Here is a 1220-nt window from a genome sequence, read left to right as displayed (position 1 = left end):
CCGCCTGGACGATCGTGGCCTTGGTGACGCGGCCGAGATAGTTGTCGACGGTCGGTTCCCAGCCGGCCGTGACCATGTCGAAGCCGAGCGTCGCGGCGAGCGCATCGGCATGGGCAACTGCGCCCGGCCGCCTGTTCCACGGCTCGACCACGGCGTTGAGCGAGAGCGACGCGCAGTGCGCGAACATTGCCTTGCGGCTCGCTTCGTCGAGGCCGAGCAGGAAGTCCCAGAGCTTGTCGCTGTCTGGCATATCCCTATCCCATGCCTCGTGACGGTCTCCGATCTCCTTCGCCCAGATGGTCTCGGCAAGGCCCTGGACCTGGCCAAAACTGTTGCTCGCAAGAGTGATTTCGAGGCAGCTGTCCTTGGCGAAGCGGTAGAACACCTGCAGCACGAGGGCATGGAGAACGGCGACGAAGGCGATGTCGACGTTCCCCGCAAGCGCGTTGCGCAACGCCAGCGTCTTCTGCGCGGTGAGGTCGAAGACAAGCCGTTCCGGCAGAGGCTTGATGCCTTCTTCCTCGGGCTCCTCGGTCGCTTCGGATCCGCCGTTTGTGGACCGGCCGTTCACGACGATGCCATTGGCGCCGTTCTCGTCGGACTGCGACGCGTCGCGATCCCCGCCGTCGGCCTCCTCGTCATCGTCCACCTCGACGCGGGGTTCATCCTCGGGACGAACGAAGCCGGCTTCGACCTGGAGCTGGCCGTTGGCGCCGAGCGTGACGAAGGCGCCGGCAATCGCCTTCTGCGCCGGATCGTAGACATGTGGGCGATCGCTAAATCCGTCGAGCTCAGCGCCGAGCTGATCGAGCCTGTCCTCGATCTCCTGGTCGGCATCCTCCATCTCGGCATACTTAGCGTCGAGCGCATCGTACTCCGCCTTGACCGCGTCGTAGCGGGCGATCTCCTCGGCGCTCATTTCCGCGGGTTCGGCATAGACGCGCCGCATGCCGGAGCTGTGGCCATAAGGGAAGCTGATCGCCGCCTCGACCCACTTCCAGCCGTCGGCGCGGATTGTCTCGGCGTCGATCTTGAGCCTGTCGAACACCAGTTGCTCGAGCAACGCTGCATCCTGGAACCAGCCTCCTGCATCCTGCTCGAACAGGTCGCGCAGGATGATGCCGCCTGCGGCCTCGTAAGCCTCGGCGCCGACATAGATCGCGCGGCGATCATCGGCACGAACCGTTGTTTCCGTCAGCAGGCGTCGGATGTAATATGGT

Annotated in this window: 1 pseudogene; it reads right to left on the bottom strand. The window is 64.7% G+C overall.

Annotation, left to right across the window (positions count from 1 at the left end):
- A pseudogene (locus tag EOA60_RS33725) lies at nucleotides 1-1220 on the bottom strand (DNA-binding protein); the annotation flags it as partial.

It is taken from the genome of Mesorhizobium sp. M1A.F.Ca.IN.020.06.1.1, assembly GCF_004023265.1.
Lineage (GTDB): Bacteria > Pseudomonadota > Alphaproteobacteria > Rhizobiales > Rhizobiaceae > Mesorhizobium.
This window is presented reverse-complemented; position numbering and strand designations above follow the sequence as displayed.